General features: G+C 69.8%; 24 protein-coding genes and 1 pseudogene. 13 read left to right on the top strand and 12 right to left on the bottom strand.

The features are described from left to right. Positions 1 to 3 precede the first annotated feature (3 nt). Positions 4 to 753, bottom strand: a complete 750-nt coding sequence (locus GTZ93_RS08245; RefSeq protein ID WP_121752075.1) for a GspE/PulE/PilB domain-containing protein — start codon at positions 751 to 753, stop codon at positions 4 to 6. A 59-nt stretch (positions 754 to 812) separates the two neighbouring features. Next, a complete protein-coding gene (locus GTZ93_RS08240; protein ID WP_139923633.1) occupies positions 813 to 1,643 on the bottom strand; it encodes a DUF4292 domain-containing protein in 831 nt (276 codons plus the stop codon). 42 nt (positions 1,644 to 1,685) lie between these two features. On the opposite strand from GTZ93_RS08240, the gene GTZ93_RS08235 reads away from it, so the two are divergent. Together GTZ93_RS08235 and GTZ93_RS08230 are read left to right on the top strand one after the other, a co-directional pair. Next, positions 1,686 to 2,417, top strand: a complete 732-nt coding sequence (locus GTZ93_RS08235; protein WP_139923631.1) for a MotA/TolQ/ExbB proton channel family protein — start codon at positions 1,686 to 1,688, stop codon at positions 2,415 to 2,417. Positions 2,418 to 2,432: 15 nt separating this feature from the next. Then, entirely contained in the window at positions 2,433 to 2,888 is a 456-nt protein-coding gene (locus GTZ93_RS08230; protein ID WP_120565608.1) for an ExbD/TolR family protein, read from the top strand. Between the two features lie 82 nt (positions 2,889 to 2,970). Here GTZ93_RS08230 and GTZ93_RS08225 read toward each other — a convergent pair whose 3' ends face one another. The 4 genes from GTZ93_RS08225 to GTZ93_RS08210 all read right to left on the bottom strand — a co-directional run bounded on the left by GTZ93_RS08225 (position 2,971) and on the right by GTZ93_RS08210 (position 7,180). Further along, positions 2,971 to 4,815, bottom strand: a complete 1,845-nt coding sequence (locus GTZ93_RS08225; protein ID WP_120581455.1) for an acyl-CoA dehydrogenase — start codon at positions 4,813 to 4,815, stop codon at positions 2,971 to 2,973. A 198-nt stretch (positions 4,816 to 5,013) separates the two neighbouring features. Next, positions 5,014 to 5,709, bottom strand: a complete 696-nt coding sequence (locus tag GTZ93_RS08220) for a MaoC family dehydratase (protein ID WP_161662723.1) — start codon at positions 5,707 to 5,709, stop codon at positions 5,014 to 5,016. Then, positions 5,709 to 6,158 (bottom strand): MaoC family dehydratase N-terminal domain-containing protein, encoded by a 450-nt coding sequence (locus GTZ93_RS08215; protein WP_014397671.1) that lies wholly within the window; start codon positions 6,156 to 6,158, stop codon positions 5,709 to 5,711. The genes GTZ93_RS08220 and GTZ93_RS08215 overlap by 1 nt, the downstream gene beginning before the upstream one ends. A 20-nt stretch (positions 6,159 to 6,178) precedes the next feature. Beyond that, positions 6,179 to 7,180, bottom strand: a complete 1,002-nt coding sequence (locus GTZ93_RS08210; protein WP_120580222.1) for an NAD(P)H-dependent amine dehydrogenase family protein — start codon at positions 7,178 to 7,180, stop codon at positions 6,179 to 6,181. Positions 7,181 to 7,426: 246 nt separating this feature from the next. On the opposite strand from GTZ93_RS08210, the gene GTZ93_RS08205 reads away from it, so the two are divergent. Beyond that, positions 7,427 to 8,548 (top strand): HD domain-containing phosphohydrolase, encoded by a 1,122-nt coding sequence (locus GTZ93_RS08205; protein ID WP_139920153.1) that lies wholly within the window; start codon positions 7,427 to 7,429, stop codon positions 8,546 to 8,548. Between the two features lie 17 nt (positions 8,549 to 8,565). On the opposite strand, the gene GTZ93_RS08200 is transcribed toward GTZ93_RS08205, so the two are convergent. Further along, positions 8,566 to 10,662, bottom strand: coding sequence for a peptidylprolyl isomerase (locus GTZ93_RS08200; RefSeq protein WP_139920155.1), 2,097 nt, complete (start codon positions 10,660 to 10,662; stop codon positions 8,566 to 8,568). A 402-nt stretch (positions 10,663 to 11,064) separates the two neighbouring features. On the opposite strand from GTZ93_RS08200, the gene GTZ93_RS08195 reads away from it, so the two are divergent. The 4 genes from GTZ93_RS08195 (at position 11,065) to GTZ93_RS08180 (ending at position 17,010) form a co-directional block, all read left to right on the top strand. Then, positions 11,065 to 11,733 carry a hypothetical protein gene (locus GTZ93_RS08195; protein ID WP_120580225.1) on the top strand — a complete coding sequence of 223 codons (669 nt, stop codon included), beginning with the start codon at positions 11,065 to 11,067 and terminating at the stop codon, positions 11,731 to 11,733. A gap of 56 nt (positions 11,734 to 11,789) precedes the next feature. Next, positions 11,790 to 12,725 (top strand): AAA family ATPase, encoded by a 936-nt coding sequence (locus GTZ93_RS08190; protein ID WP_139920157.1) that lies wholly within the window; start codon positions 11,790 to 11,792, stop codon positions 12,723 to 12,725. Then, positions 12,722 to 14,047 (top strand): DUF58 domain-containing protein, encoded by a 1,326-nt coding sequence (locus GTZ93_RS08185; protein ID WP_139920160.1) that lies wholly within the window; start codon positions 12,722 to 12,724, stop codon positions 14,045 to 14,047. The genes GTZ93_RS08190 and GTZ93_RS08185 overlap by 4 nt, the downstream gene beginning before the upstream one ends. A 242-nt stretch (positions 14,048 to 14,289) precedes the next feature. Next, the gene (locus GTZ93_RS08180; protein ID WP_233597378.1) at positions 14,290 to 17,010 is read left to right on the top strand and encodes an SNF2-related protein; all 2,721 of its coding nucleotides are present in this window, start codon (positions 14,290 to 14,292) and stop codon (positions 17,008 to 17,010) included. 6 nt (positions 17,011 to 17,016) lie between these two features. Here the strand turns inward: GTZ93_RS08180 and GTZ93_RS08175 are convergent, their stop codons facing one another. Genes GTZ93_RS08175 through GTZ93_RS08165 form a run of 3 tightly spaced genes read right to left on the bottom strand, consistent with a single transcriptional unit; the run spans position 17,017 to position 18,696 of the window. Continuing rightward, positions 17,017 to 17,355 (bottom strand): Smr/MutS family protein, encoded by a 339-nt coding sequence (locus GTZ93_RS08175; RefSeq protein WP_139920161.1) that lies wholly within the window; start codon positions 17,353 to 17,355, stop codon positions 17,017 to 17,019. Next, entirely contained in the window at positions 17,288 to 17,599 is a 312-nt protein-coding gene (locus tag GTZ93_RS08170) for a hypothetical protein (protein WP_139920163.1), read from the bottom strand. The genes GTZ93_RS08175 and GTZ93_RS08170 overlap by 68 nt, the downstream gene beginning before the upstream one ends. Positions 17,600 to 17,637: 38 nt before the next feature. Continuing rightward, complete coding sequence (locus GTZ93_RS08165; protein WP_139920165.1) at positions 17,638 to 18,696, bottom strand: DUF72 domain-containing protein; 1,059 nt, start codon at positions 18,694 to 18,696, stop codon at positions 17,638 to 17,640. Positions 18,697 to 18,982: 286 nt separating this feature from the next. On the opposite strand from GTZ93_RS08165, the gene GTZ93_RS08160 reads away from it, so the two are divergent. From GTZ93_RS08160 to GTZ93_RS42115, 3 genes and pseudogenes are all read left to right on the top strand, one after another. Next, positions 18,983 to 19,906, top strand: coding sequence for a PAS and helix-turn-helix domain-containing protein (locus tag GTZ93_RS08160; RefSeq protein WP_161662722.1), 924 nt, complete (start codon positions 18,983 to 18,985; stop codon positions 19,904 to 19,906). 49 nt (positions 19,907 to 19,955) lie between these two features. Next, positions 19,956 to 20,372 (top strand): annotated as a pseudogene (locus GTZ93_RS43400) (Hpt domain-containing protein); the annotation flags it as partial. Between the two features lie 13 nt (positions 20,373 to 20,385). Next, positions 20,386 to 20,589 (top strand): hypothetical protein, encoded by a 204-nt coding sequence (locus GTZ93_RS42115; protein ID WP_167547940.1) that lies wholly within the window; start codon positions 20,386 to 20,388, stop codon positions 20,587 to 20,589. Here the strand turns inward: GTZ93_RS42115 and GTZ93_RS08150 are convergent. Then, positions 20,579 to 21,499 (bottom strand): diacylglycerol/lipid kinase family protein, encoded by a 921-nt coding sequence (locus GTZ93_RS08150; protein WP_139920172.1) that lies wholly within the window; start codon positions 21,497 to 21,499, stop codon positions 20,579 to 20,581. The genes GTZ93_RS42115 and GTZ93_RS08150 overlap by 11 nt on opposite strands. A 158-nt stretch (positions 21,500 to 21,657) precedes the next feature. On the opposite strand from GTZ93_RS08150, the gene GTZ93_RS43225 reads away from it, so the two are divergent. Genes GTZ93_RS43225 through GTZ93_RS08135 form a run of 3 tightly spaced genes read left to right on the top strand, consistent with a single transcriptional unit; the run spans position 21,658 to position 23,689 of the window. After that, positions 21,658 to 22,335: a Fic family protein gene (locus tag GTZ93_RS43225; protein WP_222595318.1), complete on the top strand. Its 678-nt coding sequence runs from the start codon at positions 21,658 to 21,660 to the stop codon at positions 22,333 to 22,335. Further along, positions 22,332 to 22,997 (top strand): hypothetical protein, encoded by a 666-nt coding sequence (locus GTZ93_RS08140; protein ID WP_139923638.1) that lies wholly within the window; start codon positions 22,332 to 22,334, stop codon positions 22,995 to 22,997. Before GTZ93_RS43225 ends, GTZ93_RS08140 begins: the two co-directional genes overlap by 4 nt. Then, positions 22,994 to 23,689 carry a hypothetical protein gene (locus GTZ93_RS08135; RefSeq protein ID WP_121754755.1) on the top strand — a complete coding sequence of 232 codons (696 nt, stop codon included), beginning with the start codon at positions 22,994 to 22,996 and terminating at the stop codon, positions 23,687 to 23,689. The genes GTZ93_RS08140 and GTZ93_RS08135 overlap by 4 nt, the downstream gene beginning before the upstream one ends. Before the next feature lie 16 nt (positions 23,690 to 23,705). Here the strand turns inward: GTZ93_RS08135 and GTZ93_RS08130 are convergent, their stop codons facing one another. Then, positions 23,706 to 24,317 carry an Hsp20/alpha crystallin family protein gene (locus tag GTZ93_RS08130; RefSeq protein WP_161662720.1) on the bottom strand — a complete coding sequence of 204 codons (612 nt, stop codon included), beginning with the start codon at positions 24,315 to 24,317 and terminating at the stop codon, positions 23,706 to 23,708. Between the last annotated feature and the right edge of the window lie 150 nt (positions 24,318 to 24,467).

The raw sequence follows: 24,467 nt of genomic DNA, 5'->3' as shown, positions 1-24,467 counted from the left end.
GGGCTACCGCTTGACCTTGGCGAGGTATTCCTCGCGGGAGAAAACGCCCTTCTCGATGAGCAGCTCGACCATGGCCTTCAGCGCCGCGACTTCCTTGCGCTGGACATCCTCCACGCTCTTGAGCAGCTCCGAGGGGCTGCCTGAGGCCGCGCGAGGCGCCTCCGGCGGGGGGGCCTGGCGGGGAGGCGGCGCGGCGGCGGGCTTGGGGGACATGGCGACGGCGGCGGCCGGGTCCAGGTCCTTGAGGTTCTTCACGACGGTGCGGCCCTGCGCGTCCACCACCTTGAAGTTGGTGTCCGCGTCCTCCAGCTCCGCCGTCTCCTCGTAGAGGCGCGCGAACGCCCGCGCCACGGAGGTGCGCCCGGCCACGTTGGCCACGATGCGGCACTTGGACAGGGCCCGCAGCTCGTCCAGCACCCGCACGTTGAGCGGGTCCGACATGGCGACCACCAGCGTCTTGCCGTCGTCGCGCAGTTGCAGCGGGACGACAGAGAAGTCGCGCGCCGTCTGCGCAGGAATCTTGGCCTTCACGTGCGGCGGCACCATCTGCACGGAGTCCAGGTTCACCGCCGGCATGCCCAGCTGCTTCGACAAGGCGCGCACGAGGATGTCCTCGGAGACGAGGTTCATCCGGACGAGGATCTCGCCCAGCTTCCCGCCCCACTTGGCCTGCTCGGCGAGCGCCGCCTTGAGCTGGCTCTCCTGCAGGACGTTCGCCTTGATCAGCAGTTCTCCAAGCTTGATCTGTGCCATGTCGTGCGCGCCATAGTACCCGGTTTGCGCCGGGACGCTGCCTTTCGACGCCTGGAAGCTCAGGAACCCGGCGCGGGGGGCGGCTGGGACACCGCCCCCTCCGAGCGGACCTCCTGGCCCCGCGCGTCGACGTCCACCACCTTCGCCCCCTGGGGCGCGCCCAGTTCGTAGAGCGTCAGGTCCGGGCGGCCGTTGAGGCGGATGTCCGTGTACTTCAGGTCCAGCTTCGTGTCCGCCGTGGCGGCGATGAGGTGCACCTTGCCCGGGAAGAATTGGTCGCCCCGCTGCTGGAAGTCCTCGAACGCCAGGTCGTAGCCCGGCACGCCCCGGACCTCGCTCTTCACCACGCGCAGGTGCTTGGGATCCACGCGCAGTGTCTGCGTCGCGGGCCCCCGCTGGAGCTTGAGCACGTACACCCGCTCCTTCTCGTCCAGATCCAGGGTCATGGACTCCGGCGGCAGGAGGGGGACCTGCCCCAGCATCACCGCCACCAGCTCCTCGCTCGGCAGGACGACAGGAAGGAAGCGGGACACGTTCTCCGCGCTCGCCGGGCCCTGGAGGTACGTGTTCTCCCCCGCCTGGTAGACCCCGAAGCGCTCGCCATCGGAGACGAGCGAGGCCACCGGGCGGTTGAAGAAGTCGTACGTCTCCAGGTGGATGAGGGCCGGCCGGGTGATGGAGAGATACGTGGAGAGCGTTCCACTGCCCTGGGGCGAGTCCACGTGCAGCTTGGCGTCACCCTCCAGGGTCACCACCTTCGCCTGCCGCTCGCGCACGTGCTGGTAGAGCGTCTGGGCGTCCTCGATGCGGCCCTCCGGACCGAACTCGAGACGTTTGGGGCAGGCCGAACAGAGGAGGGCCAGGAAGATTGCGGCGGCTGCGCGGTTCATATGTCCTAGTGTGAGCCAGGGCCGCCTGCCCGGTCATCCATCATGAGCCTGAACGATCTACTTCATTACCTTCGCCTGGGCGGCGTCACCCTCGCCCTCCTCCTGGGCGCCTCCGTGGTGGCCCTGGGCGTGGCCATCGAGCGGCTCATCGCCCTCTGGGGCGTGAGCGAGCGCTCCCGCAACCTGGGCGAAATCGTCCAGAAGCACCTCCTCCGGGGTGACGTGGCCGCCGCCCGCACCGCCGCCGAGCGCTCCGACGCCGTGGCGGCCGACATCTTCCTCGCCGGGTTCGACCGCTGGGAGCGCTCCCGCTCCACTGGCGGCAACGGCATCGAGTCCGCCGTGGAGCGCGAGCGCGCCCAGGTGGGGCTCAAGCTGCGGCGCAACCTGTGGCTGCTCGCCACCATCGGTTCGACGACGCCCTTCGTGGGCCTCTTCGGCACCGTGGCCGGCATCATGCGCTCCTTCAAGGACCTGGGCGTGGACGTGGAGGCCGGCGGCACTGGCGGCTCCGCCGCCGTGATGACGGGCATCTCCGAAGCGCTCGTCGCCACCGCCGTGGGCATCCTCGTCGCCGTGCAGGCGATGGTCTTCTACAACTACTTCCAGGCTCGGCTGTCCCGCGTGCTGGTGGAGCTGCGCCTGTTGGGCGACGAGTTCGCGGAGGTGCTCAAGGAGCGCTCGGCCGGCGGCCCGCTGCCGGACACCACGCCGCCCCCGCGCGAAAGCACCACGCCCCCGGCGGCCCGCCCGGATCCGCAGCCCGCCTCGTAAGGAGACACGCCCACCATGGCCATGGGAAAGACGCCCGGCTCGGGCGATGACGAGGTGGAGGGCGCGGGCTTCGCGGAGATCAACATCACGCCGCTGACGGACGTGATGCTCGTGCTGCTCATCATCTTCATGGTGACCAGCTCGGTCATCACCCAGCAGGGCCCGGGCGGCGGCGCGAAGGCGGGCCTCAAGGTGAACCTGCCCAAGGGCGGCGCCGCGGACGTCACCGCGCGCACCACGGACCTGTCCGTGGCGGTGCTGGCGGACGGACGCTTCGTGCTCGCGGGCAACGTCGTCGCGGAGGCGGAGCTGAAGCAGGCCTTCGACAACGCGAAGAACCAGAACCCCGACACCGTGGTGATTGTTCAGGCGGACGAAGGCGTCCCCCACGGCACCGTGGTGCAGGTGATGGAGCTGGCGAAGAAGGCCGGCCTCGCGCAGCTCGCCATCGGCGTGCGCGAAGGCGACTAGGCTCAGGCCCGAAAAGGAAAAGGCCCCCCGGCGCGTCACGTGCCGGAGGGCCTTCTTCATTTCAGGTGTGTCAGGTGCCGCTTCAGACGCCGCCGAACGCCGCGTCGGTGATGTCCATCGGGGACGTGTCCTCGGTGGCGATGAGGCGCGCGGCGTACTCCACGTTGGGCAGCACGTTGCGCGCGTACCACAGGGCGCTGAACTTCTTGCCCTCGTAGAACGCCTTGTCCGGGTGGTCGGCGGCCACGTTGGCGGCGGCCTTCTCCGCGATGACGGCCGCGTCCAGCAGCAGCCAGCCCACGGCGACCTCCGACATCATGTTGAGGAAGCGGTTGGCGGACAGGGGGATGAGCGGGAAGCGGCCCGCGTCCTGCGACCAGCCGAACAGCGCCATCGCGCTGGACATCAGGCCTTCCTGCGCGCCGGCCAGCGTCTTCACGGCCTCACCCAGTACCGGGTGCTCGCGGTGCGCTTCAACGAAGCTGCCGACATCGCCCATGAACTGCTGGAAGTGCGCGCCGCCCGCCTGGCCCATCTTGCGGCCCACCAGGTCCATGGCCTGGATGTGGTTGGTGCCCTCGTAGACGGAGAAGATCTTCGAGTCGCGCGTGTACTGCTCCACCGGATAGTCCTGGATGTAGCCGGCGCCGCCGTACACCTGGATGGCCTGCGCGCAGAGGCGGAAGGCCTGGTCGGAGCCGTAGGACTTCACCAGCGGCGTCAGCACCTCCACCTGGCCCTTGTGGTAGGTGGCCGCGTCGTCGTCCTTGCCCGCCAGCTGCTTCGCCTTGTCCAGGTGCATGGCCAGCTTGATGACCAGCGCGCGGATGCCTTCCACGTGCGCCTTGATGTCCAGCAGCATGCGGCGGACGTCCGGGTGCTCGATGATGGAGGCGCGCGGCGCGGACGGGTCCTTCCACTTGGTGAAGTGGGAGCCCTGCTTGCGGTCCTTCGCGTAGTCCAGCGCGTTGTAGTACGCGGCCGACGCCAGGCTCACGCCCTGGATGCCCACGGCGATGCGCGCGCCGTTCATCATCTTGAACATCTGGCTCATGCCCACGTGCTCGACCGTGCCCACGAGCTCGCCCAGACAGCCGTCGTTCTCACCGAAGTTGAGGACACAGGTGGCGGAGCCGTTGATGCCCATCTTGTGCTCGATGGACCCCACGGTGACGTCGTTGGCCTGGCCGGAGGAACCGTCCGCGTTGATGCGCAGCTTGGGGACGATGAACAGCGACAGGCCCTTGGTGCCGGCCGGCGCGCCGTCGATGCGCGCGAGCACCAGGTGGATGATGTTCCCGGCCATGTCATGGTCGCCGCCGGAGATGAAGATCTTCGTGCCCTTGATGCTGTAGGTGCCGTCCCCGTTGCGCTTCGCGGTGGACTTGGCCGCGCCCACGTCGGAGCCGGCGTGCGGCTCCGTGAGGCACATGGTGCCGCCCCAGGTGCCGTTGAGCATGCGCTCCACGAACTGCTTCTGCTGCTCGGGCGTGCCGCACTCCGCGACAACTTCCGCCGCGCCGAAGGCCAGGCCCGGGTACATGTTGAACGCGGTGTTGGCGCCGGAGAGGATCTCCTCCACCGTCACCTGGAGCATCATCGGCGCGCCCTGGCCGCCGTGGTCGGGGCTCACCGCCACCGTCTTGAAGCCCTGCTCGTAGAGCTTGTTCCACGCGTCCTTGAAGCCCTTGGGCGTGAAGACCGAGCCGTTCTCCAACCGGCAGCCCTCACGGTCACCCACCGAGTTGAGGGGCCCCAGCACCTCGCGCGCGAAGCGGTACGTCTCCGTGAGGACCGCCTTCGCCTCGTCCGGGCCCCAGGCGTCATAGGGGGCCGTGCCCGCCACCTGGCCGAAGCCGAACTGCTCGAACAGCGTGAAGAAGATCTCTCGAAGGTCGGTCTTGTAGGTGTTGATGCCGGCGGACATGGCCACTCCTGCGTAGGGGCTCGCTGCCTGCCTGCTTCCCGCAGGGCGGGAAAAAGTAAGGGTCAGCGGCCCATGTGACGCAGGAAGTGTGGCGTCGACTGATTTTTGAGTCAACCCAAGATGACACCCCGCGTTGACGAGCGGTCGAAGCCGCCCTTCTGGAACGCGGGAATTCGCCTTGGAACGCCCCTGGAAAGCCTACTTCTTGGCCTTCTTCGCGGCCGGGAGGGACGCCGTCTTGGCGGCGGGCTTCTCCCGGGGCGCGGTCTTCTTGGACGAGGCGCCGTTGCGGGGCTCGTCCGTCTCCTCGTCGTCGTCCTCGTCCCGGTCGCGTTCCGGGGCGGCGGGCGCCGGGGCGCTGGTGGCGGCCTCCGGGGTGGCGGGGGCCGGGACGACCAGGCTCTCGCGGGGCACTTCCACCACGATGGGGGACTGGCCGGAGCGCTGCCGGTTCTCGTCCTCCAGGGAATAGAAGAGCTGGATCTGCGAGCCGCCCTTCATGACGAGCTCGCCCTTCTGGTTCTCCGCCCAGAGGTCGATTTCGACGAAGTACCGGCCGCCGGAGCCGTGGCGGTCGCTCACGCGGCCCTTGCAGACCACGGTGTCGCCCGGCCACACCATCTTGATGAAGCGGACGTTGTAGCGCCGCAGCTGGCCGCCCCGGGCCCAGTCGCTGATGAGCTGGCCCAACATGCCCATGACGAGCATGCCGGGGGCGTAGACGGACGGCATGCCCACGCTCTTGGCGTAGAGCTCGTCCACGTGCACGGGGTTGTAGTCGCCGGAGGCGCCCGCGTAGCGCGACAGCTGGACGCGGTCCACCGGGGCCTTGGCCAACGCCGGCAGCTCGTCACCGACGCGGATGGATTCGAAGTAGAGCTTGCGCGCGGGCATCAGGCGTTCTCCTTGGCGGCACGCACCACGAGGGTCCGGCGGGCGCGGAAGACGAGGTTGCCCTCTTCGTCCCGGCCTTCGTCCTCGATGACCGCGATGTCCATCTTGCCGGACATGCCCGGCCGCTCGAAGACGTCCGACACGCGGGTGGACACGTAGATGCGGTCCCCCGCGAAGATGGGCCGCTCGTAGTCGAAGCCCTGTTCGGCGTGCAGCAGGCTCTTGATGCCCACCCCCAACAGCTCCCGGAGGTCCGCGGCGGAATGGAACGACGCGGGGAACGTGGGCGGCGCGACGATGGTGGGGTAGCCCGAGGCCCGGGCGTACTCCTCATCGTAGTAGATGGGATTGTAGTCGCCGATTGCCTCGGCGAAGCGCCGGATGGCGCCCTTCTCCACCTCGTTGAGCGTCGGCGGCGAGGCGCGGCCAATCGCGTTCTTGTCCAGCATTTCCCTCTCCTGATGAACCTTCAGCGACCTGACGGAAGCTCGAGCACCGTCAGGAGCCCGGCCTCCGCGGCCGTCAAACGTGGCGCGGCATTCACCAGCGCGTTCGCGGTGGCCCGGTCGCCCGCCACTCCCCCCGGTATCTCAAGCACCAGCCTGGGGTCCGCGTCGATCTCGATGCGATCCCGTGGGTTGTCCGCCCCTACCGCGATGGTCAGCTCCAGGCGGACCCGCTCCTGCCCCTCCTCCAAACCCACCACGGACTGGAACATGCCCGCGACGCGGCCTTTCTTCACGACAAATGCACCGCCGGTGATGTCCTCCTCGGCGAACACGGGCGCGACCTCCTCCTCGAAGTCGTCACAGTCCAGCCCCAGCCCCACCGCCGCCAGCGCCGCGGACTCCACCAGCCCCACGTGGCCCAGCTCCTCGCGGTCCACCAGGTCGAAGAACTCCTCCTCCGTCAGGCCCGCGCCCACCTTGCGCTGCAGGGCCTCACGGCGCGTGCGCGCGTCCACCACGCGGCTGGCCAGCACCTTGCGCACGGGGCCGCACACCTGACCGGCGGTGGCCACCAGGCGGTCCAGGACGAAGCCCGGGTTCACGCCCGTGCCCACGATGGCGACGCCCGCCTTCTCCGCGGCGCGCTCCAGCTTCTCCGCCAGCTCCGGGTACTTGAGGTGCGGGAACGCCAGCTCCTCGCAGGTGCTGGCCACCGGCAGGCCCAGCTTCAGCGCGTCCAGCAGCTGATCCATCACCTGGGAGAGCCGCGAGCTGGTGGCGTGCAGCACCACCACGCCCTTGCGGCGCCCCACGGCGCGCTCCAGCGAGTCCGCGACCTTGAAGCGCGGTCCGGCCAGCCCCAGCACGTCGCCCAGGGGACGACCCACCAGGGAGGGCTGCGAGTCCACCGCGCCCATCAACTCCACTTCGGTGGACGACAGGGCTGCCCTGGCAATCTCCTGCCCGATAAACCCCAGCCCCATCACCACCACCGGCACCGGCCCATCAGGGGCTCTAGCCATCGGAGATTGCTCCCGAATTCCAAGGGGTTACAGCCATTTACGTTGGGTAGGCGGCCACCATAGAACACGGCTCGACGGGCAGGCAAGCAGGACGTGGAATCCAGCGACCGCCTGTTTCAGGGAAACCTCAAGAATTCCGGTAGTTTGGCGGTACTGGAAAGCTTGGGGGGGCCTGTCTGGCTGTCTGTGGACCGGCTATAAGAGTCTGAGAAAACCGCAGCCCACTCGCTCGGAGCGTATCAGCCCATGGCCCGAATCCTCGTGGTGGACGACGACGTGCTCATCCTCGCCGCGCTGTCCCGGATCCTCCAGGCGGAGGGTTACGAGGTCGTGACACACAGCGACCCGGTGGTGGCGGCGCGGGAGCAGGGATTCGACGTCGTCCTCACGGACTTCATGATGCCGTACCTCAACGGCATCGAGCTGTTGTCAGCGCTCCGGGAGAAGAACCCTCGCGCGGTGCGGCTGATGCTGACGGCGGCGGCGGACTTCAAGACGGCGTCGGAGGCGGTGAACCGGGGCGAGGTCTTCCGGCTCCTGGGCAAGCCGTGGTCGCTGAGCGACCTGACCAGCAGCATCCGGCAGGCCTTCGAGCACCACCGGCTGGTGGCCACCAACGAGCGGCTGACACGCGAGGTCGCGGAGAAGAACGCGGAGCTCCTGGCCATCAACGAGGGACTGGAGCGCCGGGTCATCGAGCGCACCACGGGGCTTCTGGACGGGCTCATCAGCGCGCTGGACTACCGCGACACGGAGACGCAGTGGCACTCGCGGCGCGTGTCGCTGTACGCGCGGCGGCTGGCGCAGGAGATCGGCCTCACCGGACCGGCGCTGGACGTGGTGGAGCAGGGCGCGCTCCTGCACGACATCGGGAAGATTGGCGTGCGGGACTCCATCCTGCTCAAGCCCGGGCCGCTCACGCCGGAGGAATGGGTGGAGATGAAGCTGCACCCGGAGTTCGGCTACCGGATGCTGGCGAAGATGCCCTACCTGCACGAGGCGGCGCTCATCGTCCTGCAGCACCAGGAGCGCTGGGACGGCAAGGGCTACCCGCTGGGGCTCCAGGGCGAGGAGATCGTCATCGGGGCGCGCATCTTCTGCCTCGTGGACACGCTGGATGCCATCACCTCCGACCGGCCCTATCGCAAGGGGCGGCCCATGAGCGTGGCGCGCGACGAGGTCCGCCGCTGCGCGGGCACGCAGTTCGACCCGATGCTCGCGGAGGCGTTCCTCGGCCTGCCGGAGACGGAGTGGGCCCGCATCCGCCGTGAGGTGGAGACGATGGAGGAAGCGGAGAGCCACCGCTGGACGGGCGCGAACCTCAACGCCCAGGGCGAGCCGGTGCCCGCGCGCGCCGCCGGGGCCTGACGCGCGAGGGTCCTGCTTCAGGGGGCGCGGGTGCCGACGATGACATCGTCGATGATCGTGCCCTCCAGCAGCGCGTCCACCACGTCCATGCCTTGAATCACTTCACCAAAGGCCGTGTAGCGGCCGTCCAGGTGCGGCTGCGGTGAGTGGGTGAAGAAGAACTGGCTGCCGCCAGTGTCCTTGCCCGACAGCGCCATCCCCACGGTGCCTCGCGCATACGGGCGGCGCGTCATCTCGCAGCGGATGGAATAGCCAGGCCCACCCTCCCCGTCTCCGCGCGGATCTCCGCCCTGCGCGACGAAGTCCGGCACCACACGGTGGAAGGTGATGCCCCGGAAGTAGCCCTGCTTCGCGAGCGCCATCAGGTTGCCGCCCGTGAGCGGCGCATCCGGATCCAACAGGGCGGTGATGTCGCCCTTGCGCGTGCGCAGCGTGAGCGTCGTGCCGGAGGGCGCTGCCGGCGGACGGTACGTCTCCGGAGGCAGCTCCACGCGGGAAGAGCGAACCGGCGCTCCCGTGAGCGTGGTGAGGGACTCGGCCGCGATCCGGCGCACGTTGGCGTGTGGATGGGTCAGCCATTCGCGCAGGCGGGGTTCCGCCGCGCGGCCCTTCAACACGACGAGCGCACCGGCCACCGCCTCCGCCAGGTCCGGCTCCTTGGGGATGCGGTCGGCCAGGGCCTCCAGCGCGGGCAGGGCTTCGGCGTCCTTCAGCTTGCCGGCGGCGGACGCGGCCAGTCCCGCCACCACCGCGTCCCCTCCTCCGATGAGCGCGCGAATGGGCGCCAGCGCTTCGGGCACGGGGCGTTCAGCGAGTGCGTCCAGCGCGGCGCCGCGCACGATGGGGCTCACGTGGTCCAGGTAGGGCACCGCGAACGCAGCGCCGGTGGGCTGCCCCTTGAACTGCGCCACCTCGTGCAGTCCCAGCGCGAGCCATCGGGCTTCGGGGACGCGGCCGTAGCCGCACTGGAGGACCTGCTCCAGAGTGCCCAGCTGTCGGTCCATCGCCGCCGCGAACCGGCAGTCCAGCCAGGCGAGGTCCGTGTGGGCTTCGTCGGACACGGCGGTGCGGTCTGCTTCCGCCAGCGCACTCCTCATGCGCGACAACACCGGCCGGCCCTGGAGCGGAAGTCCCTGCTGCGCCACCGCCAGCAACACGTGGCCTTTCGCCGCCTTCCCCTCCGCCACCTGCTTCGCCAGGTGCGACTGGCCTTCCAGTGCGCTCAGCGGGGCACAGGGTGAGCCGGCCTCGCACTTCGCGGCGAGCTTCGCCAGCGCACGCGCCACCTCCGCCGACGCGCGGGACGTGGCTTCGCCCAACATCAGGTTCAGCGCCAGCGCGTCCCGCGGGCTGCCCAGGTCGCCCAGGCTCTTCACGCACGGGGCCATCACATCCGGTATCGAATTGGCCACGCAGGAGCGGAGCGCATCCACGCCGTCCAGCCGCTTCGACGCAGCCAGAAGGTACGCCCCGGCGACGTTCACTTCGCTCCGCAAGCGGGGATCCAGCAGCGCGCGGATCGTCTCCAGGGGGACGTTCGCCACGGCCGCGGGTCCGGCCTTGCGCGCGGCCACGCCCAACGCCGTCGCCGCGGCCTCGGACCAGGGGCCATTGGCCGGAGACAGCCGGGCCGTCAGCACCTCCACGGCGCCAGGCGTGGCCAGCTTGCCCAGGGACTCCAGCAGCGTGTCGTGCACCCGGGCGTAGGCTTCCGAGGCCTCGGCGCGCACCAGCGCTTCCGTGAGCGCCGTCCGTGCGGCCTCCGGAAGCGGCTCCCACGACTGCGCCAGCTCCCCCGCCGCGAAGGCGGCCTCGTCGCGCACGGCAGTGCGCCGCGCCGTCAGCCCGACGAGGACGGCCTCCAGCGTCTCCACGTCCTGGATCCGCGCCAGGGCCCGGAGGGCGCGCACGCGCACGGCCCAATCCGGCGCGGAGGTGGCGAACCGCACCAGGTCCCCGCCTCCCAGGGAGCGGCGGTCCTCCCAGTCCTGGATCTGCGCGATGGCCTTCGAGGGCTCGACCGGGGGCGGAGACACGTCGGGCGTCGGCACCGACCGGACACAGGCGCTCACGAGGAGGAAACCGGCGGACACGGCGGCGGGCAGGCGGGCCATGCTCGAACGGGCTAGGTCAATTCCCCGCGAAAATCCAGGGGTTATGGCGCTGAACGGGTTTGACAGCCGCGCGCTGGGGCCGGGAAGATATCGGGCCGTTTCCCCCCTCCCGGAGCACCGGCCCTGAACTGCCCAGGCTGTAATCGCAAGGTCGCGGAAGACACCGCCATCTGCCCCCACTGCGACCACATCATCGACGAGTCCTTCCTCGGGGGAGCCGGGGATGAGGGGGACTCTGGCGGCGATGACGAGAGCACCGGAGTCCGGCCGCCGCCGCGCTCGCGGCCCCCTCCGGCCCGCGCCGCTCCGGAGCCTCGCGCACGCCCTGCCCCGGCCCGCGCCAGGACGGGCGCACGCCCCGCCGCGCCGCCACCGAGCGACGACGCCACCAACGTGCGGAGCATGGACGACATCGCCCGGGAGAAGGCCCAACGTGCCGCTCCTCCCGCCCGGGGCGGTGGCGCCGCCAAGGCCGCTCCCGCCCGTGCGTCGGCCCGCCGCGCCCCGGCGCCCGCTCCCGTCGAGGAGGATGAGGACGACGCCGGCGACGCGGTGGCGGATCCCTGGTCCCGCGAGGCCCGTGAGCTGGAGTCCTCTCGCTCGCCCATCGATGATCCGGAGGTGCTGCTGGACGACGCGCGCTCGTTCCTGGGCGAGCTGCAAGGCGGCGACCGCATCGCGTTCTGGGGCGCGGCGCTGGTGGTGCTCTCCTGCTTCATTCCGTGGAAGGAGACGGCGGAGGGCGGCGACTTCCTGGGCCTCATCAGCCTGGGGTTCATCTCCTTCATCTTCGCCGTCGCGACCATGGTCTTCGTGGGCCTGCGGGCGCGTGAGGTGATGACGTGGGTGAACCCCATGCTGCCGTGGGGCGCGCAGATGGTCTGCAGCGTGGTGACCCTCGTCTGGTCGCTGGTGTTCCTGAAGCTCTCCTCGGACACCACCCTCGTGCCGTCGCCCATGGGCAACGCGGAGATGATGAACTCGTCGCCGAGCATCGGCTGTTTCCTGGGCATCCTCGGCGGCGTCATCGCGGTGCTGGGCACCCTGATGGGCCTGAAGCGCCAGGAGTAGGCCCGAGGATTTCGCTGCCGCGCCGGACAGGAGGCGGGCTACCGTCGCCCGCCACCATGTCCGACGCCACGCCCCTCTCCCGCCTCCTCGACGCGCTGGGCTCGGCCGTCGTGGGCCAGCCCCGCGTGCTGGCCGACCTGGTGACGGCCTTCCTCGCGCGCGGCCACGTGCTGCTGGAGGGCGTGCCCGGGGTCGCCAAGACGCTCACCGCGCGCAGCATGGCGGGGGCGCTGGGCCTGTCCTTCTCCCGCGTGCAGTTCACCCCGGACCTGATGCCCGCGGACATCCTGGGCACCAACGTCTTCCAGCCGCAGGAGCAGACCTTCCGCCTGATGAAGGGACCCGTCTTCACGGAGGTCCTGGTCGCGGATGAAATCAACCGCACGCCGCCCAAGACGCAGGCGGCGCTCCTCGAAGCCATGGAGGAGCGGCAGGTCACCATCGACGGCGTGACGCACGCGCTGCCGCCGCACTTCTTCGTCGTCGCCACGCAGAACCCGCTGGAGCTGGAGGGCACCTATCCCCTCCCCGAGGCGCAGCTGGACCGTTTCCTCATGCGCGTGCGCGTGGGCTATCCGGATGGCGACGCCGAAACCTCGCTCCTGCGCGCCTTCCACCAGCGCGAGGGCCGGCCACCCGCCGTGTCCCGAGTGCTGGACGCCGCCACGCTGACGGAGCTGCAGGACCGCGCCGCGCGCGTCGCGTGTGACGACTCCATCCTCCAGTACGTGGTGCAGCTCGTGCGCGACACCCGTGCACATCCCCGCGTGCGGCTGGGCGCGAGCCCCCGTGCCGCGCAGGCCCTGCTCGCGGCGTCCAAGGCGCACGCGGCGCTCCGGGGCACCGACTTCGTCACCCCGGACGACGTGAAGGACGTCACGCCCAGCGTCCTCAACCACCGCCTCCTGCTCAAGGCCGAGGCGGAGGTGGAGGGCGTCACCCCTGATGACGTGCTGAGGCAGATGCTCGAACGGGTGCGAGTGCCCCGGTGAGCCTCGGGCGCCCCGTCCCCAGCGGCCTCGCCGTGGCGCTGTTCGCCGGAGCGCTGGTGCCCGCCGCGCTCGCGGTGGCGAGCCCCGCCTTCGGATGGCTGGCGCTCGCGGTGGACGTGGCCGTCCTGCTCCTGTGCGCGGTGGACTTCCTGCGCGCGCCGCATGCCCGTGACGTCGACGCACGCCGCGAGGTGGAGCCCATCCTCTCCTCCGGCGTGGACAACACCGTGCGCTGGGAGCTGCATTCGCGAACGGACAGGCCCGTGCGCGGTGAGCTGCGCGACGAGCCGCCCCTGGACGTGGAGAGCCACGGCCACCGTCAGCCCTTCACGCTGGAGCCGGGAGACACCACGCGGCTGACGTACCGCGTGCACCCTCCCTCCCGGGGCGATGCGCGCTTCGGCGACGTGAACCTGCGCCTGATGGGGCCCCTGGGTCTGTGCTCGCGGCAGGTGCGGCTGCCCGCGGGTCAGGACGTGAAGGTGTATCCGGACCTGCGCGCCCTCTCTCGCGAGGCGCTGACGCTGGCGCGCGCGTCGGAGGCCGTGTCCGCGCGCACGCTCCTTCGCAAGTCCGTGGAGGGCCGCGAGTTCGAATCGCTGCGCGAGTACCGCCCCGGCGATGACTACCGGCACATCGACTGGAAGTCCTCCGCGCGCCACGGCCACACGCTGGTGCGCACGTGGCAGCCGGAGCGCAACCAGCCGGTGCTGCTGCTGCTGGACTGCGGCCGTCACATGGCGGGCCGGGTGCAGGGGCGCCGGAAGTTGGATCACGCGGTGGACGCGGCGCTGCGGCTGGCGCGCGTGAGCCTGGACGCGGGCGACGTCGTGGGCGTGCTCGCGTTCGCCAGCGACGTGCGCACCTTCCTGCCCCCGCGCAAGGGCGCGGAGCACCTGCGCCTCATCACCGAGTCCCTCTACCGCGCGGAGGCCGGCCTGGAGGAGAGCGACTACGGCCGCGCGTTCGACTTCGCCTTCGCCCGCCAGACGCGCCGCGCGCTGGTGGTGCTCTTCACCGACCTGGTGGATCCAGACGCGTCCTCCGCGCTCCTCACGCGCACGCTGGCCCTGCGCCCCCGGCACCTGCCCGTCGTCGCGTCGCTGCTGGACGAGGACCTGGAGGCCGCCGCCACCGACGTGCCCGGCGACGCGACATCCGCCTACGCGCGGCAGGCCGCCTCCCGCATGGAGTCCGAGTACCGCCGCACCGCCACCACGCTGCGTGACGCGGGAGCGCTGGTGGTGCGCGCACCGGCACGCGGATTCGGCGCCGCTGCACTCAACGTGTACCTGGACGTGAAGGCGCGCGGGCGGCTCTGAGCGCTCACGACGCATTCGTCAAGCCCTTTGAGACATTCCAACGCGCGCGCGCGCATGTGTCGTTCCGCCGAACAGCACGCTTGCCAATCGCGCGGAGGCCGAGTTTTCGGCCTCGGGGAGGACCCCCTTTACAGATGGCGATCGCTGCCCACAATGGCGCGCCTCAACTGTTCGCGCGCACGCGCGCACGCTCCAAACCGGACGGGAGGCGGGACTTGGCGGAGGTAGCGAGGGGTTTGAAGCTGGAAGTGGAAGCAGACGCCGCGGCCATCGCGGCCCGCGCCGCGGAGGAGCTGGTGGAGGCGGGGCTGACGCCCTTCCACGAGCGGCTCCTCGCCGAGGAGTTGCTCGCGCGCAGCGGTGACACGCAGCAGCGGCTGGCGAACGCGCTGGCCGAAGCGAAGGTGGACCTCAACCCGCATCAGGTCGAAGCGGCGATGTTCGCGCTGGACGCGCTGTCGCGCGGCGGCTGCATGCTCGCGGACGAGGTGGGCCTGGGGAAGACCATCGAGGCGGGCCTCGTCATCGCCCAGCTCATGGCGGAGGGAAAGAACCGCATCCTCATCCTCGCCCCCGCCGTGCTGCGCGCGCAGTGGAACGCTGAATTGCGCGAGAAGTTCGACCTGGACAGCGTCCTCGTCGACGGCCGCGACGTGAAGAAGCACAACAACTGCTTCGATCAGCCATTCCCCGTCATCTGCTCGCACCCGTTCGCGGCGAACCGCTCCGCGCTCGTGTCGGAGATTCCGTGGGACCTGATCATCATCGATGAGGCCCACCGGCTCCGGAACGCGCACCGTCCCAACAACAAGACGGGCCAGGCGCTGCGCGCGTCGCTCGCGGGCCGCCCCAAGCTGCTGCTCACCGCCACCCCGCTCCAGAACGACCTGATGGAGCTGTTCGGCCTGATGTCGCTCCTGGACGAGCAGATCCTGGGCCCCGAGCACGCCTTCCGTAGCCGCTACCGCGCCGACGAGGGCGGCGGAATGACGGAGGCCGCCGCGTGCGAGCTCAAGGAGCGGCTGGCCCCGGTGGTGCAACGCACGCTGCGCCGTCAGGTGCGCGAGTACGTGCGCTACACCAACCGCCGCAGCATCGTGGAGGACTTCCTCCCCTCCCCCGAGGAGCACGACCTCTACGAGAAGGTCAGTGAGTACCTGCAGCGCTCGGAGGCCGCGGCCATCGAGCCGGGCAAGAAGACGCTCCTGACGCTGTGCTACCGCAAGCTCCTGGCCTCCTCCACGTTCGCCATCGCGCCCACGCTGCGGCGGCTTTCTGAGAACCTGGAGAAGCGCCTGTCGGCCGCGCGGCTGGGACAGCAGGCCCTGTCGCTCTTCGAGCCGGAAGAGGCCAAGCAGTTCGTGGAGGAAGGCGAGGAGTGGTCCGACGACCCCGCCAAGGCGCCCCAGGTCCGCACGCTGGAGCAGGAGGTCTGGGAGCTGCGTCAGTACGCGGACCTCGCGGACTCCATCCGCATCAACGCCAAGGGTGAGGCGCTCAAGCGCGCCCTGGACCGCACCTTCGCGGTGATGCGCACGCACTCCTGGCCGGAGAAGGCGCTCATCTTCACGGAGTCCAAGCGCACGCAGCAGTACCTCTTCAGGCTGCTGTCGGAGCACGGCTACAAGGACAAGATTTCGCTCCTGTCCGGCGACGCCGGCGGCACGCCCGAGGAGCGCCGGGCGCTGGTGGAGGAGTTCCGCCACAAGACGCAGATCCTCATCTGCACGGAGGCCGGTGCCGAAGGCCTCAACCTCCAGTTCTGCAACCTGGTGGTGAACTACGATTTGCCGTGGAACCCGCAGCGCGTGGAGCAGCGCATCGGCCGGTGCCACCGCTACGGCCAGCAGCGCGACGTGCTGGTGGTGAACTTCCTCAACCGGCAGAACGCGGCGGACGCGCGCCTGTTCGAGCTGCTGGAGAAGAAGCTCAACCTCTTCGACGGCGTGTTCGGCGCGTCCGACGAAATCCTGGGCGCACTGGAGAGCGGCGTCGACTTCGAGCGCCGCGTGCTGGACATCTACCAGTCCTGCCGCGACCCGAAGGACATCAACGTCGCCTTCGACAAGCTGCGCGAGGAGCTGGAGGGCACCATCAACCAGCGCATGACGTCGATGCGCTCGGTGGTGCTGGAGCGCTTCGACGGCGACGTGCGCCGCCGGCTGCGCGTGGCGGGAGACGCGGCCAAGGAGGTCGTGGCCAAGCGCCAGCAGGAGGCGAAGGCACTCACCGGCTCCGTGCTGGGCAGCCGCACCTCCGGACGGCTCCAGGTGGCCAAGGCCGCCTACGCGGTGCGCGACCGCACCCAGGACACCGTCAGCTACCTGCAGCTGGACGCCGCGGGGCTCCCCTCACGGCTGGCGCGGCTGGCCGGCGGAGAGGGCTGGTGGTTCGTCTACAAGTTCGAGACGACGGGCCTCAAGCCGGAGGAGAAGCTGGTCCACCTGGTGCTGGTGAAGGACCGGGACGGCGGCTTCCGCGCCTTGCCGCTGACGGACGGTGTCCACTTCACGAAGCTCGACGCCAAGGAAGAGAAGCGCCGGCAGCCCGCGCCGGTGTCGGTCCAGCTCATGCAAGAGCAGTCGCTCATGACCGCCAAGGATGAGCTGATTCGGGCAGCGGAGCGGCGCAACGCGTTGGAGCTGGACAAGGCCAAGGAGCGCGCGGACCGCTACGTCGAGGACTGCCTGATGGAGTCCCGCGAGGTGGTGGAGTCCGCCCGTCAGGCGTGGTTCGACGCGCGCAAGGAAGTCTCCGGCATCGAGGACGTCGCGGAGCGCGCGAAGGCCCGGGCGCACTCGGACCGGCAGGAGCGCGACTACCGCCGCAAGCTGGCGTCGCTGCGCAACGAGGAGGAGAAGCGCTACGCCTCCAAGGACCGGCAGATGGCGGAGCTGGCCAACAAGGCGCGCGTGACGGAGAAGCGCACCCTCATCGCCTCCGCGTACTTCTGGCTGTCCTGAGCCCCGTCACAGGGGCTTGAGCCGCACCCACGTCGCGCCCCAGCCTCCGTCCGCTTCGGAGGCTGTCTGGAAGCCTTCCACTTCCGGCAACGTGGGCAGCAGGGACTGCACGGTGCGCCTCAGCGCGCCCGTGCCCTTGCCGTGGATGATGCGCACGTCGAGCACGCCCTTCTGGCGGCATGCCCAGAGGTACTCGGTGACGAGTTCCTTCACCTCGCGAGGCTGGAAGAGATGCAGGTCGAGGTTTCCATCGACCGGAATTTCTACTGCTCCCAGCTCATCTGGCGTGGGCGGAGGCTCCGGACCCTCCGGCGGCAGGGGCGGGAGTGGCTTTCGGCGTGACACCGTAGCGTGCCTCCTCCTGGCGCTGCTTCTCCTCGGCCGCCAGGCGCTGACGCTCGCGCGCCAGCCGGAACTCTTCCTTGAGGCTGGTGATCTCCCCCTTGAGCGAGGAGATGTCCTCCTTCACCGCTCGCGGGTGGCTTTCGCCAGCCGGGTCGTGATGGTTGCCCGCACGCTTGCCCTCCGAGCCGGCTCCACCGGAGGCGGTCATCTGCATCAACAGCGCGGCCAGGGTCATCACCATCATGAGCATTCACGTAAGCAAGCGCCGTGCTCGCGCGCAAGTCATGTTGCGTGAACGGCGCCTCTCTGGCCGCCCTCCTCCTTGTGTGACACGACGCGTTCCGCGAGCCGGACGGCGGACAGGGGGGCGCTGCCTTCCGCCTTGTTGTTGATGGTCACGAAGACGGGACGGTCGCGCCGCACCGCCGCCATGCACACGCGGGCCAGCACGTCGCGGGTGCCCACGTCCTCGTCCACCAGCCGGTTGAACGGCGCGTAGCGGGCGTAGGCCTCCTCGTAGCCGAGGTTCGGCGGCAGCATCCATCGCACCACCACGGCGCGGGCCTCGAACGCGCGCGTGAGCTTCGCCTGCCGCGCGACGGGCGGCATGTGGGCCCACACCGCGAGCACCGGGCTCACGCCCGTGTCCGCGAGCGCCTGCGCGAAGCCCTCCGTGAGCAGCTCCTCGTTGCGAACCTCCACCGCGTACAGCGGCCCCCGGGGCAGCGCGGAGAAGAACGCGTGCAGCCGCTCCACGAAGCGGCCCGCGCCACCCAGCGCCGCGGGGTCCTGGGGTGGGAACTGGAAGACGAGCGGTCCGGCCTTGTCGCCCAGCCCTTCCAGGAACGGCGCCACCACGTGGTCCACGGCGTAGGCCGCCTGGAGGAAGCGCTCGTTCACCTGCCCCCGGTGCGCGCCGTAGCGCTCGTGCACGGGGAAGCGCGCCAACGTGCAGGCCTCGTGGGCCTTCACCAGGAAGCGGAAGCCGTCCGGCACCTGCTGCGCGTACTCAGCGAAGGTCGTGGCTGGCACCGGTGCGTAGAACGTCCGGTCAATGCCGACCGTGCGCAGCACCGGGTGGTGCGCGTAGGCAGCCAGGCCCTCGCGCGCCAGCTGGGTCGTGCTGGCCTCATGGTCGTAGACGAGCCCGTTCCAACCCGGGAAGGTCCATGACGACGTGCCCAGGTAGACACCGCGCGGGAGCTGCTCGCCCAACATGCGCAGGCTGTCGGACGGCTCGGCGGGTCCCACCGGCTGGGTCCTGCGCCGCGACGACGCGGCTGGCTCCTCCACCGCGCCGGTGAAGAGGTCGAACTGCGCGGGTCGTCGCGGTGCGCTCATGCGTGCAGCTCCTCTCCCACGGTGGGGACGGCGGGGAACCCCTGGGAGTAATCCCCGAGCCCAGGTGATGCAGCAGGTTGCCCGGATTCAGGAGGACGTTCCAGGTTTCTGGCAAGCCCCCCAGGCGGACGGCCACACACGGACAGTCCCCCTCCAATCACCACGGTATGTGATTGGACCTTTGTCCAAATGCAAACGCAGTCACATCGCTGTAAGCTATTTAAACCAAGAAATTCAGCACTACCTATGTAAAACTTGGACTGGATTGCAACGGCCGGGGGGCCTCATGGACTGGTCGTTGACCGCATCGCTGCTCGCGGAGCGGGACACACGCCCCATCGTCGTGATGGACCGGCGCGGCCGCATCGAGCTGGCGAACGGCGCGTTCACGTCGCTCCTGGGCCGGCCCCGCGAGGAGTTGTTGGGGCGCCGCTGGACGGATGTCTGCACGCCACGCGAGCACGGACGCGAGGTGGGACAGGCGCTGCGGGCCATCTTCACCAGCGCGGAGACGCGGCTGGAGACAGAGGTGCTCACGCGCGACGGCGAGCGGCTGTCGGTGGAGCTGGACGTGGCCGCCGTGGGCCGCCCTCCCCTGCGGCTGGTGGCCATCATCACGCGCTCCGCCCCGCCCCTCTCCATCCCCGAGCGCACCGTCTTCCCGGAGCCGGCCCGGGAACACGGAGCACGTCGGGATCTGAGCTACGAAATCTCCACCGAGCTGTCGTCGTTCGGGACGCTCAAGGCGGTGTGGACGTCCGGAGAGGCGCGGCAGGAGGAGATGGTGGGCCGGCCGTGCTTCGGCGCCTTCGCCCACCGCGACGCGCCCTGCCTGGACTGTCCGCTGACGATGGCCGCGCCTACCTCCTGGCCGCACACCATCGTGCGGCAGGCTTCCGAGCATGCGGAGGGCTACGAGGTCATCACCGCCACGCCCACGGGCGCTGGCACCGCGCGTGTCAGCGTTCACACCATCGGTGATGAAACACTCAGCGGCCTCTTCGAGGCGAAGGTGCGGCGCATGGCCAGCGCCGCGCGGCTGTCCGAGCGGGAAGGCGATGTGTTGCGATATCTCGCGCTCGGCCGCTCGCCGACCGACATCTCGACCGTGTTAGGGATTACCGAGCGCACTGTGAAATTCCACCAGGCCAACCTGCTCCGCAAACTGGGCGCGGAGACGCGATACGACCTGCTCCGACTGTTCTTCTGATCAGGGCGCCTTCCCTCTGGGACAGCTTTCAGGCCGTTGACTTTGGAGGATGCTGGGACTTCGACTCCGGAGTCTTGTGGGTCGGGGGGGCCGTTGCCTATGGGCAGCGCCAGTCAAATCCGTCTCATCAAACACATACAGTCTGTGTGGACTTCCGTCCGGAAGCGTCCTGTCCGTGGGTGACACTCCGGGCTGGGACGACGTGATGCGGGAGTTCCTCCTCGAGTCCCGCGAGCACGTGCAGAGCATCGAGGCGACGGTGCTGGAGCTGGAGGCGCGGCCGGGCTCGCAGCCGTTGTTGGCGCAGCTGTTCCGGGCCCTGCACACCGTGAAGGGCACCTGCGGCTTCCTGGGCTTCAGCCGCCTGGAAGCGTTGATGCACGCAGCCGAGGAGATGCTCGGCCTGGCGCGCGACCGGCGACTGGTGCTGGACCGCGAGCGGGTGTCCACGCTGCTGGCGGCGGCGGACGCGGCGCGCGGTGCTCGCCCGCGTGCGGCGGATGCTCCACGCGGACGGCTACCTGGTGCTGGGCGCCGCGGAGGCCTCGCCCCTGGTGGAGGACGGCTTCACGCGGCACCTGATTGGACAGACGAGCTGGTACCGCCCCACGCCCGCCTCGTCTGGCGTCGGCGCGCCCGTGGAGGACGCGCGGCGCTCGCCCCGCTCCGGCGCTACACCTTGAGGCGGATGGCGCCCGGCAACAGCGTCATGGTGCAGGGCAGCCGACCCGGCGTCTCGCCGTCCACGTCCAGGAACACGTCGCCCGTCAGCGGCTCGGCGTGGATCGTGCGGCAGCGCAGCCGCCGCGTGCCCTTCCAGGTGACGTGGTCGCCGTTGTAGACGCCCTTGGACTTGAGGACGAAGTCGGACAGGCCGTAGTTGGACCAGATGGTGACGTCGAAGAGGCCGTCGTGCGTCACCGCTTCGGGCGCCACGAACATGCCGCTGCCGAAGTAGCGGCCGTTGGCCACGGCCACCGCGGTGACGCTCACCGTCTCCGGCTCACCGCCGTCCACCGTGAGGCGCACCTGCTGCTCCTGGTACTTGATGAGGCCCTTCACGGTGCCCCACATGAAGCTCAGGTTGCCGCCCAGCGCCTTGCTGCCCTGGTTCACCTCGCGGGCCACCACCGCGCTCACGCCGAGCGAGGCGATGTTGGCGAAGAAGCGCGTGGCCGGCTTGCCGTCGTTGTCGGTGAACTCCAGCCGCCCCACGTCGAAGGGCTCGGTCGTCTCCGTGCGCAGCCGCTCCAGCGCGGATGTCAGCTCCAGGTCCCACCCGAAGGTGCGGCGGAAGTCGCCGCCCGTGCCTCGGGGCAACAGGCCCAGCGTGGCCCGGGGGTTGATGACCTGCCCGTCGCGGAAGAAGCCGTTGGTGACCTCGTTGAGGGTGCCGTCGCCGCCCACCGCGACGATGCACTCATAGCCATCATCGATGGCCTGCCGCGCCAGACGCGCCGCATCCATGCCGCCGCTGGTGAAGCCGTACCCGAAGTCACCGAGCACCTTGCCCACCTGCGCGGAGATCTCCACCCATCGCTTCCCCGTCTGCCCGTTGGCGCTGCGCGGGTTGACCACGAGGAACGTCTTCATTCAGTGCCTTCTCCCTGCTGCGAGAACGGCCTGTTTACGCAATTGTGAGCCCAGGCTCCACTCCGTGACCCACGGGAGGGCCTCATCGCCCGGGGTGTTTGTCACCCGGCCCCGTCCATGCGGGGCTCTCCGCCCCCCTATTTCGTCCCAGCCCCCGAGTGAAAACCCCGTCCCCCACCGAGCAACTCGCGCCCCACCGGGAGGCCACGCGCGCCCTGGACTGGGCGCTGCCCACGCTCCGGGCGGACCTGGCGGCGGCGGCGCGACAGCCCTTCCGGGAGACAGGGGCCCAGGAGGACTTCCTGCACCGTCATGACGCACCGGCCCATGAAGCCCAGGGCCCTGCGCGGAAGGAGCGCTTCGAACGGGCCCTGGACCGGGTGCGGCGGCTCGCGGACCTGGGCGAGCCGCTGACCTTCGCCCGGATGGTGGAGGTCCAGTCGGAGCTCCTGGGCGCGCCCACGGGCTTCCGCACCGGGGACGCCTTCGCGCGGGGAGGCGCGCACCGCTATGCGCAAGCGCCCGGCCTGGAGGCGGCCTTCCGCGCCAAGGTGGAAGCGGACGCGAGGGAAGAGCGTCATCCAGTGGCGCATGCCACGCGATTGTACCTGGACCTGTGTTTCTTCCACCCCTTCCCGGACGGCAACGCCCGCGCGGCGCGGCTGTGGCTGGAATACATGCTGCGCCGGGGCCGGCTGCCCACGCCACCGTTGGCGCCCGTGGTGCTGTGGCCCAAGCGTCCGGGAGACGCGGTGAACTACACACGGCTGGCAAGGCTGCTGGCCCGGACCATCGCGGGGCCGGACGCCCCGTGCCCCAACGAGGTGCCCGAATGAGCAGTGACGCTTCGGCTTTCACGTGGCGCCGCATCCGCGACAGCCTGGATGCCTACGCACCGCAATCGCTGGCGTCCCGGCTGAGGGAGGCCTTGGCCCCCCTTCGGTCCGGAAGCATCCACGCAAGCCGGCTCAAGCAGGCGCAGAACGCCGTGAAGGACCTGCTCCAGGCCGAGCTGGGGCCCTGGTACATCGAGAGCGGCCTGCCCCTGGGCAATGAAGTGCTGGGGGGCTATTGCTGGTGTCACTCGTTCTTCAACCAGAACCCGCCGCATCGGACGATGGACGTGGATGCGAACATCCAGCTCATGCTGGAGGCGCTGGAGCGGATCCGTTCGTTTCTGTACGCGCTGGACGGCGTGTATCAGGCCGCGCGCCGTCAGCTCGAGTTGGCGGCCGACGACAAGGCTCTCCGGGCGAAGGCGCTCGCGGAAGGGCTGGTGCGGACCGTGGACCTGACGGCGGAGACGACGTCCTGCGAGGAGACCTGGTACCAGGTCGCGCAGGACGCCATGTCGTGGTGCATCGAGGCGATGGGACTGCCCTTGTCGGATGCCACCCAGGAGCAGTTGGACACGGCCTTCGTCTTCACGTCCTGGATTGCGCCTCCTCCGGAGGTCCTCCGGGACGCCGCGGCGCGGGTGGCGGAGGTGGCCGTATGAGCCGTTCGGCGCTGGGGCACTGGCTGCTCATCCGAGACAGCCTGGACGGGTATGAGCCGGAGAAGCTCATCCGGCTGCTGCGCGAATACCTGGCGCCGCGCGTGCCCCCGGGGACACGCAAGCTCACGGACGAGCAGCACGACACGATGGCGAAGCACATCCAGCGGATGCTCAACCAGAACCTGGGGCCCTGGTACACGGAGACGGGTCTGTATCTGGGCAATGAGAGCTTCGGCGGCTACTGCTGGTGCCACCGTTTCTTCAGACAGAAGCCCACCCCGAACATGGGCGTGGAATACAACATCCAGCTCATCATCAACGCGCTGGAGCAGTCGCGCGAATGGCTGTTCAAGCTGGATGCCCACTTCCAGGCGCTGAAGCGGGACCTGCCGTCCGGCCCCGGCGACAATGACATCCGGACGCTGGCGCTGGCGGATGGACTCGTCACCACGATGAACCTCACCATGGACGCCACGGGCTGCGAGGAGTCCTGGTACACCTTCGCGGACGAAGCGCTGTCCTGGATGTTCGACGCCATCGAACTGCGCCCCGGCTATCAGGCCGGGAAGCTGATGCGGAAGCTGTTCGCCTTCGAGTCCTGGCACTCGCCGCCCGAAGCGGAGCTGCGTGACTCGGCGGAGAAGGTGGCGGCGGCCGTCGTGGAAGACGAGGGCCGCCGGCACACGCATTGATCCGCGCGCCCCTCCCTCAGTGGATGGGCTTGCCGCGCGTCATCCGCCGGGCCTGCTCGCGCGAGCCTCCCTTCACCTCGATGCGCTTGCCCTGGGGCAGCTCCCCCGGAAGCCGCAGGGAGACCTCCAGGACGCCGTTCTCGAAGTTCGCCTGGATCGACTCCGTGTCGATGCCTTCCGGGAGCGGGATGACGCGGCGGAACTGACCGGTGCTGCGCTCCAGGCTCCAGATGCCCTCGGCCTCCTCTTCCTCCTCCAGTTCGAAGGAGCGTTCGCCTTCGATGATGAGCAGGTCCTTCAGCACCTCGACGTGGATGTCCTCCCGCCGCATTCCTGGCAGGTCGGCCTTCACGATGAGGTTCCCGTTCCGCTCCAGCACATCCACCTGCGGTGACCAGAGGCCCTCGTCCAGCAGGCCGCTCCGAGCGGTGAGGCCCCGGCCTCCGAAGCCGGAGACGAGCTGGTCCATGTCCTCCATCATCCGGCGCAGCAGCCCGAACGGACTCGCGGGCGCGGCTTCCCTGCCGATGGCCGGTGCCTGCGACTCGCGGCGGCTGATGCCAGCGCCTGTCCTCGGGTCCTGTCCCGGCGACGTGGCGCTCGGCACCTCGGCCTGGGCGTTCTTCATGACAGGCGAGGAGGAGGGCCCCCCCTGCGCGCCTGGGTTCCTGTTATCGGTTGCCATGACGTCCTCCCCCGGTGGAGCCGGCTGCCGCCTGGCCGCCGGACCGCACCGGTCACTCAAGCGGGGATGGAATCATCCCAACCTCGAACCTGG

It is taken from the genome of Corallococcus exiguus (genome assembly GCF_009909105.1).
In the GTDB taxonomy this organism is placed as follows: domain Bacteria; phylum Myxococcota; class Myxococcia; order Myxococcales; family Myxococcaceae; genus Corallococcus; species Corallococcus exiguus.
Note: the sequence above shows the minus strand (reverse complement) of the source record. Positions and strands in the feature narration are given on the sequence as shown.

Coding starts and splice junctions, on each gene's coding strand:
- GTZ93_RS08150 (WP_139920172.1), bottom strand. CDS start 21,499: ATGAAGACGTTCCTCGTGGTCAACCCGCGCAGCGCCAACGGGCAGACG.
- GTZ93_RS08165 (WP_139920165.1), bottom strand. CDS start 18,696: ATGAGCGCACCGCGACGACCCGCGCAGTTCGACCTCTTCACCGGCGCG.
- GTZ93_RS08130 (WP_161662720.1), bottom strand. CDS start 24,317: ATGAAGAACGCCCAGGCCGAGGTGCCGAGCGCCACGTCGCCGGGACAG.
- GTZ93_RS08230 (WP_120565608.1), top strand. CDS start 2,433: ATGGCCATGGGAAAGACGCCCGGCTCGGGCGATGACGAGGTGGAGGGC.
- GTZ93_RS08160 (WP_161662722.1), top strand. CDS start 18,983: ATGGACTGGTCGTTGACCGCATCGCTGCTCGCGGAGCGGGACACACGC.
- GTZ93_RS08215 (WP_014397671.1), bottom strand. CDS start 6,158: ATGCTGGACAAGAACGCGATTGGCCGCGCCTCGCCGCCGACGCTCAAC.
- GTZ93_RS08240 (WP_139923633.1), bottom strand. CDS start 1,643: ATGAACCGCGCAGCCGCCGCAATCTTCCTGGCCCTCCTCTGTTCGGCC.
- GTZ93_RS08225 (WP_120581455.1), bottom strand. CDS start 4,815: ATGTCCGCCGGCATCAACACCTACAAGACCGACCTTCGAGAGATCTTC.
- GTZ93_RS08195 (WP_120580225.1), top strand. CDS start 11,065: ATGGACGACATCGCCCGGGAGAAGGCCCAACGTGCCGCTCCTCCCGCC.
- GTZ93_RS08135 (WP_121754755.1), top strand. CDS start 22,994: ATGAGCCGTTCGGCGCTGGGGCACTGGCTGCTCATCCGAGACAGCCTG.
- GTZ93_RS08210 (WP_120580222.1), bottom strand. CDS start 7,180: ATGGCTAGAGCCCCTGATGGGCCGGTGCCGGTGGTGGTGATGGGGCTG.
- GTZ93_RS08205 (WP_139920153.1), top strand. CDS start 7,427: ATGGCCCGAATCCTCGTGGTGGACGACGACGTGCTCATCCTCGCCGCG.
- GTZ93_RS08235 (WP_139923631.1), top strand. CDS start 1,686: ATGAGCCTGAACGATCTACTTCATTACCTTCGCCTGGGCGGCGTCACC.
- GTZ93_RS08220 (WP_161662723.1), bottom strand. CDS start 5,709: ATGCCCGCGCGCAAGCTCTACTTCGAATCCATCCGCGTCGGTGACGAG.
- GTZ93_RS08200 (WP_139920155.1), bottom strand. CDS start 10,662: ATGGCCCGCCTGCCCGCCGCCGTGTCCGCCGGTTTCCTCCTCGTGAGC.
- GTZ93_RS08170 (WP_139920163.1), bottom strand. CDS start 17,599: ATGATGGTGATGACCCTGGCCGCGCTGTTGATGCAGATGACCGCCTCC.
- GTZ93_RS08190 (WP_139920157.1), top strand. CDS start 11,790: ATGTCCGACGCCACGCCCCTCTCCCGCCTCCTCGACGCGCTGGGCTCG.
- GTZ93_RS08140 (WP_139923638.1), top strand. CDS start 22,332: ATGAGCAGTGACGCTTCGGCTTTCACGTGGCGCCGCATCCGCGACAGC.
- GTZ93_RS08245 (WP_121752075.1), bottom strand. CDS start 753: ATGGCACAGATCAAGCTTGGAGAACTGCTGATCAAGGCGAACGTCCTG.